This window comes from uncultured Maricaulis sp. (assembly GCF_905480005.1).
Taxonomy (GTDB): domain Bacteria; phylum Pseudomonadota; class Alphaproteobacteria; order Caulobacterales; family Maricaulaceae; genus Maricaulis.
Window position 1 is genome coordinate 1 of the sequence record NZ_CAJQOO010000155.1, and the last position, 7,577, is coordinate 7,577.

Annotated in this window: 3 protein-coding genes; all 3 read left to right on the forward strand. The window is 63.8% G+C overall.

The window, feature by feature from the left end:
- Window positions 1–19: 19 nt before the first annotated feature.
- The gene (locus tag QZ266_RS13340) at window positions 20–5,005 is read left to right on the forward strand and encodes an autotransporter outer membrane beta-barrel domain-containing protein (protein WP_295695961.1); all 4,986 of its coding nucleotides are present in this window, start codon (window positions 20–22) and stop codon (window positions 5,003–5,005) included.
- 300 nt (window positions 5,006–5,305) lie between these two features.
- Window positions 5,306–5,851, forward strand: coding sequence for a hypothetical protein (locus QZ266_RS13345; RefSeq protein ID WP_295695963.1), 546 nt, complete (start codon window positions 5,306–5,308; stop codon window positions 5,849–5,851).
- A partial coding sequence (locus QZ266_RS13350) for a hypothetical protein (protein WP_295695965.1) occupies window positions 5,833–7,577 on the forward strand: 1,745 nt, incomplete at its 3' end. The genes QZ266_RS13345 and QZ266_RS13350, both read left to right, overlap by 19 nt.

Consider the following 7,577-nt stretch of genomic DNA (forward strand, 5'->3'; position numbering starts at 1 on the left):
TACGGCCGGGACGGTCGAAGTGTTCAACACAGCCTCCATCGGAACGGCGGGCGACATGTCCAGCGCCATCATGGCGCAATCTGTCGGCGGCGGCGGCGGCAATGGCGGCTGGACCGGCAGCATGACCGGTACGCTCAGCAATGACCGCGCGGTCGGAATCAGTTTTGGTCTGGGCGGAAGTGGTGGCACCGGCGGAGCGGCCGGCGACGTCATTGTCGATACCAGTGGATCGCTCCTGTTGACCGTCGGAGATCGCGCACACGGTGTCTTCGCGCAATCGGTTGGCGGCGGTGGCGGCAATGGCGGCCTGGCCCTGACAGCCACGTTTGGCTCCTCGGACTCGGTCAATGTTGCGGCGAGCATCGGCGGTACAGGCGGTGAGGGTGGCACGGCCGGCATCGTCGACGTGACGTCATCCTCGAACATCCAGACGAGTGGGTACCGCGCTCACGGTATTTATGCCGAGTCCGTTGGCGGCGGCGGCGGTACAGGCGGGTCGAGCGGCTCGCTGGCCGCTGGCGGGTCGGATTCTGTCAATCTGAGCTTTGCGGTCGGCGGCACCGGCGGGACCGGCAATACCGGCAACACGGTCACCGTCAATAATTCCGGGACCATTAACGCGCTCGGCGAGGCGTCACACGCGATCTTTGCCCAGTCCGTCGGTGGCGGCGGCGGGGATGGCGGATTTGCCGGCCTCGATTCAAGTGCCTTCGGTACACAGATCATCGGCGACCAGTGTCTGCCGCAATCAGAGACACCTTGCGCGCCGACCGGTGGCGGTGGTGCGGGCGCGGGCGGAATTGGCTCGAACACGTTCAACCTGGCGACATCCGTCGGCGGGTTCGGCGGTACGGGCGGCCATGGTGGCGATGTGTTCGTGACCAATACCGGCTCGCTTGTGACGGTGAACAAGGACGCCCATGTCATCTTCGCCCAGTCGGTTGGCGGTGGTGGCGGCAATGGCGGACCCAGCATGTCCGCGACCGGCGCAGCTGGCGCCAGCCAGTCGGCCTCGATCGCGATCACTGTCGGCGGCTCCGGCGGTGCGGCGGGTGATGGCGGTGATGTTTCCGTCACCAATGAAGGCTCGGTCGTGTCCTGGGTTCGTGGCTCCATCGGAGTCTTCGCGCAATCGGTCGGCGGCGGCGGCGGCAATGGTGGCAGTGCCACCGGGTTTGCCATCACGCGTGACGCGGCAGACGTCAATGATGACAACAAGAATCTCGAGCTTGTTGCGGTCGTCGGCGGGTTTGGCGGTGCGGCCGGTGATGGCGGCGGGGTGGTCGTCCTGAACGAGGGTGACATCACAACGCTTGGTGCTGGTTCGGATGGCATCAAGGCGCAATCGGTCGGCGGCGGTGGCGGCAATGGCGGGGGGACCTCGCTTGATGGTGAGGAACTCGATGCCCTGCTGTCCAGTAGCGACAGCGATTCGTTGAGCTTCACGCTCGGTGGCTTTGGCGGCGCGTCCGGTGATGGCGGCGACGTTCGGGTGACCAATAGCGGTAACATCAGAACCTGGGGCGACGGGTCCCGCGGCATCTTTGCTCAGTCTGTCGGTGGCGGTGGCGGTGAAGTCGGCCAAGGCGGCGCAACGGCGACGGGTACGATCGCGATTGGTGGCTTTGGCGGCGCGGCCGGCGATGGCGGTGATGTCACGGTGATCAATACCGGCTCGATCCAGACCTCGGGCACTCGCTTCTTCAGCGCGGATGATGATCCGAATTACGGTGAAGACGGCGATCTGGCCTATGGCATTTTCGCCCAGTCCATTGGCGGCGGCGGCGGTAATGGCGGCGCCGGAAACATGGATGGCAGCCGCGATACGCGAAACGCTCTCCTCGAGAATAACGGCAATCTTGGCGACACCTTCCAGCCGGAAATCAGCATCGGAATGGGTGGTTTCGGCGGCGCGTCCGGTGATGGCGGTGATGTGGTTGTCACCAACACCGGTACGATCACAACGACGGGCGACAATGCCCATGCCATTCTCGCGCAATCCATTGGTGGCGGCGGCGGCAATGCAGGCGATGGATACATTTCCAATGCCGGCGCGGTTTCCTTCGGTGGTGCCGGTGGCAATGCCGGCGATGGCGGCGACGTTACGGTTACCCACACCGGCAACATCACAACTCACGGTATTGGCGCCTACGGGATTTTCGCCCAGTCAATCGGTGGCGGTGGCGGCAATGCCGGGGACACCACAATCGGTGTTCAGGAAGCTGGTATCGACCTGGCCATCAACCCGTTTGGCGGCAATAGCGGCGATGGCGGCAATGTCACCATCAATTCCAGCGGTACGATCAATCTTCTTGGTGGTGGCGCCATTGGCATTTTCGCCCAGTCGATTGGCGGCGGCGGCGGTACATTCGGTTCCGCCGACGGCCAGGGTTTCTTCGGCTCGGTGGGCGGTGAAGGTGAAGCGGGGCAGGTGATCGTCAATCACACCGGCGCGATTATATCGTCGGGTCGCAATGCGATTGCCTTCTTTGCCCAAAGTCTGGGCACGAGCTTTGCTCCGGCCGAACCGATCACTCTGGACAATTCCGACCAGGCAGAGGCGCAGGCCAGCGTCCGTATCGCCGGCTCGACGACCGACACCGCTGATACCGGTTCCGAAATGCCGTCATTCCTCGACCGGTTCGGTCCTGAGGGGCAGGCGGCATTGGTTGATCCGGCCCATCAGGCTGATGATGTCGACGTGATGAGTGCACTTGCGGCTGCCGCAATCACGGTGACGTTGGACAATGACATCCGTGGTGGCTCGGGCAACGGGATAGGTGTCTTCTTTGACGGCGGGGCGGACAACACGCTGTTCACTTCCGGCAGCGTCTCGGCGGTGTCCGGCAACGCCATCGTCACGACCGCTGGCAATGATCTGATCGAGAACACAGGTACGGTCATCGGCAATGTGGATCTGGGAGCCGGTGTGAACCGGTTCGATAATCAGGCCGGTGCGACCTTTATTGCGTTTGATACGATCGATCTGAGGGATGACGCGGCCAGCCCGCAAACCGTCCTCGGCCAGGGCAATCCCGGCGCGGCCGCAGAGCCGGCCCAAGCGTCGGCGATCCAGGCCGAGCTTTCATCGCAATCCTCCGATACTGCCGAGCGGGCGGGTCCGGCTGAAGACGGTCTGGCGACCGCCGCGCAACCCGAGCCCGTCACGATGGACGCGGCCGAAACAACGTCCAAGCGACCCGTCCAGGCAGATCTGGTGACCGGGTCTCAACCCGCGCCTGTATCACTTTCGCCGACGGCTGCAGCCGACAGCGGCGTGGTCGATGCTGGGAAGGGGGCGCCGGTCCAGGAAGCCCTGACGACCCCGACGCTGGAGACCGCCTTGCAGGCCGACGCGCCGGATGCGGGATCTCCTGTTCAGGTGATGGCCGAGCTCGACCCGACCGAGGCATTGAGCCAATCCGCCGAAGACGCGCCGGGCCTCGCCGCGGCTGCGGGACCGGTTGATGCCGCGACCTTCCGGAATGCCGGCAACTTCATTATGGGCCTGTCGGCCTCGCCCTATCCGATTGACCTCCTGAACGGCGACATGTTCGGGAATTTCGATGCCGTCGGCGATCCCGCGACCAACCTTCTCTATGGGGCCCGGGTCATCAATACGGTCGAGCTGGATGGTCATTTCGAGCAAACCGACAGCGGTCATCTGGTCTTTGATGTCGCCTTTGGTCCCTATGCGTCTGACCGGGTGAATGTCACGGGCGGCGCTACGGTGGACGGTACCGGCGACATTACTTTGACCTGGTTGCAGGACCGGGAGGCGGTGACCCTGTTCGCTGCGGCGGAGGGCGGTGTCGACAATGGCCTGACCATTCGCGACACCTTGGCGGTTGATTACTCGATCGTGGCCGACGCAGCCGGTGTCCACCTGTTGATCGATACCGACTTTGGCCTGCCCAGCCTGAACCGGAATGGCCGGGCGCTGGGGGGTCACATGGACTCCGCCCTCGATGTCGGCGGTTCCGCCGGAATCGGACGTCTTCTGGCGCTGCTCGGCAATATGCAGAGCGATCAGCTGGACATGTATGAGGCCATCTTCGCGGAACTCAATCCCGAGCCCCACCTGGCGGTGATGCATGGTCAGCTGACCGCGGCGAACAATTTTGCCGAAGATCTGTTCAATTGCGGCTCTCCGGTCTCGAACGGCGATGACCAATGTGTCTGGTCGCGCCTGGAGATGACCGCGAACAATCGTGATGCGACGACCGAGAACCTGCACACCGAGTCGCAATCCATGCGCTTCACCGGCGGATTCGAGCAGCGCCTCACCGATGAATGGTCGGTCGCTGCCGGTGTCAGCTACGAATCCACCGATCCGGTACGGATCGATGGGCATCGGGCGCGCACCGAAAGCCAGGGCTTCTCGGTGGGCCTGGGTGTCGAGCGCAATCCGGCGACGGGTCCCTATTACGGGGCTGCGGTGTCGGGTGGCTGGTCCTGGCACGAGACAGAGCGGTCTGTGACGGTGTTCACCAGCGGTGTCGGTACCTCCACGCCTGAGACCGGTTATGCGCGGCTTGGCGGCCATGTCGGCGAAAGCTTCCGCCATGGCAGCATGTTCGCGCGCCCGCAAGTCTCAGCCTCGCTGACGGCGCTCTATCATGATGGTCTGATCGAAGAGGGCCTGGACGGTCTGGGCATTGAGGTGCGGGCCGACAAGGAGCTGATCGGTGCGATCAATCCGCAGCTGACGGTCGGCCATATCTTCCGGGAGACCGAGGATATGGTGGGTGTTGTGTCGCTGACCGGTGGTCTGCGTCTGAGCACGCAGGACCGTCTTGAGCTGCCAATGCGCTTCCTGGGTTCCAACCCGCTGGCCGATCCGGCCATGATCGGCACCTCGCTCGATCAGCTGGTTTACCAGATCGGAGCGGATATCGAGATTGCGGGCAATGAGCGCGTCGGCCTGTCGATTGGTTATGACGCCGAGTTCGGCGCCGAAACCGAGCACCAGCGAGCCGGCATTGATGTCAGGGTGCGGTTCTAGCGCCCGAACGCATGCAAAAGGCGGCCGCCCGGCGACAACCGGGCGGCCGTTTGCTGTGCGGCTATGGACGCTCGGAACGATTAGAGGCGCGCGGCCGCGGAATTATCCCCATTCACGAGCGCTTGATCGAGCGTTCGGGGCTGTGTCGAAGCGTGGCCAGCTGCCAATGCAAAGAGCGCTGCGGCGGACGCAGAGCCTGTAATGGCCTCGACCTTCCCGGGTAGCGTGTTAAGGTCTGCGCTTCCGAGTTCAGCGTTTTCTGTCCACTTGCGCCCTTTCGGGCGGTGTCAGCGAGGCCGTATGAGCGAAGATATCCCGGCTGATCCTGAACCGACGATCCCGCAGGCCACGGTGCGCAAGCGGCGTGGACCGGCGGTGATCCTGCTTGTCCTGACGGCGCTCTTTGCCCTTGCAGCGTGGTGGTTGTTGAGCACGCGCGACGGACCGCCAGCCGACCTCTGGGCTGACGGGAGCTATGTTGCTGACCCCGACTGTGTCGCGGGCAGTTCGGAATGCCCTGTTTTCATGGAATTCCGACCGGTCGGGCATGGCAATGCCAGCGAGGGCGACCTGGCTCTGACCGCGGTTCACTATCCCGGGCTGGATGACCCCATCGCCCAGTGGGGACGTTGCATGGACAGCGTTCTGACCTGCCTCGCCCCGGCGTCACAAGGCACGCCTGACGAAAAGGCAAATGCACTGAGAGCGTGCGTGGCCGAGGCGGAATGCCCGCAGGCCTGTCGTGACCGTTTTGCCGACCGTGCCGATGACACGCTGGAAGGTGCGATGGCCGAATTTGATGCGATCTTCGTCGCGGAGGAGGCCTGGTGCGCGCCCGTTCAATGATACTCGCCCCGCAACAAACAGGTTGGCGCCGGGTCGCGCATGTCGCCCGGCTCGGCGTTGTCGTGGTGCTGATGGGGCTGACCACGGCCTACGACACCAAGGAAACCGCCCGGGCAGGCGCCTTCAGCGGGCATGTGGCCGATGCCGACAAATGGCACGGCATCTATTACTGCCATCAAAGCGAGCGTGATGGCTGCCATGAGAATGAGCATGCCTGGCTGGCCCAGGTGGCGCTTGATCGCGCGGCGCCCGGCTCACCCTGGGGATTTTCGCCGGACAACCGGCTTGTGGTCCGCGATCTGGCCACCGGCTTTTTCCGGCCGGAGATCGGCCGCAGTCGTGAAGGGTCAAGCTGGGATCCGGACGATGTCATGGGATTGCCGCAGCGCACGGTCCCCGGCGCAGCGAATTTCGCCGGCATTCCCGATTTCAGCTACTCGCTCTATGACTGGATCAACCGGAACGAACTCTGTCCCCCCTTGCCCAATGGGCAAATGCCGGCTGGAACCCCGGCCAATTGCCACAATTATTCCTATTGGCAGGGAGGCGGGTTCAATGCCTCGCACTTCGGTTCCCAGGCGACCCGCTCCTATCAACAGCTTCATGCCACCGCGATGGGGCTGGCCGCGCGCGCCCGTCGGCTGCGCGAACGCATAGAGGCGGATCCAGCGAATCTTGAAGCCTATCGTGATGTCGTCCGCGAAGCCGAGATGGAAGCGCTGGCCTATGAGGGCTATGCCCAGCATTTCCTGCAGGACCGCTGGGCGATGGGGCATATGTTCGAGCGGTGGGGGTCGCCGGAATACAATGCAAACGGCATCGCCCTGGACCCAACGCGCGCGCTCATGGCCGGGGCCTTTACCGGCATCATCCATGGCTATCAGTCAGTCGCCCATGTGCCGGATGCCCTCTCCTCACCGGAGGTCGGTGTCGTCAATTCCGTCGTCAATCTGGCGGCGCGATCTCTCAACTGGATCGGGGAAAGACTGGGTCTGACCCAGTCGGGCAATCCGCCCGCTGCAAGACTCCAGATCGCCCATTGGCGGCGGTCGGGCGATGAGGAAGAGCATCCAGGGGTCGGTGATTATCGGGCGTGGGACATGCAGCGCGGCCGGTATGCGGCCCGGGTCAGCCTGCCGGGCCATATCATCGAATACAATTCCGAGACCGCGCTTCCCGTCCAGCGCCAGTACAGTGAATTGATGGCCTGTTCGAGCGCTGGATTCCGGGATGTCATCCGGGCCTTTGGGCAGCATGGAAACGGATTTGGGATCGATGGCGCCGCGGTCAGCTCCGCTGCCGGCGAAAGCCTTGGGCCCCATTGCTACAACGCCTGGGCGACCAATGAGGCGATTGTCTTCGGCATGGGTAATGAGTTCGCGGCGGCAGGCGCGATCTCGACCATGGCCCAGGCCGGTTTCCGGATCGGCAATGTCATCAATGAGGTCACCGGCAATGCCACCGCCTCCGATCTGCCACCGGAAATCCGCGGGTTCATCTACAGTCGCAATGACACGCTGTCGGTGACGCGCATCTATGTCCGCGCCCGGATGGCAGCCTTTAGCGACCCATCGGGCCTGGGCCTGGCCCAGGGCGGGATGGGAACACTGCTCGGTGTGCCGACCGGCAATACCTATCCTGTCGCCAGCTATCTCGAGCCCCCGGCAATAACCACCTTGCCTGACCGCGACCCTCGGGGCCGTGATGCGCAAACGGTCTTCGGCTT

What these genes read in the sequence shown, in the direction of transcription:
- QZ266_RS13345 (WP_295695963.1), top strand. Translation starts at nt 5,306, where the DNA reads ATGAGCGAAGATATCCCGGCTGATCCTGAACCGACGATCCCGCAGGCC.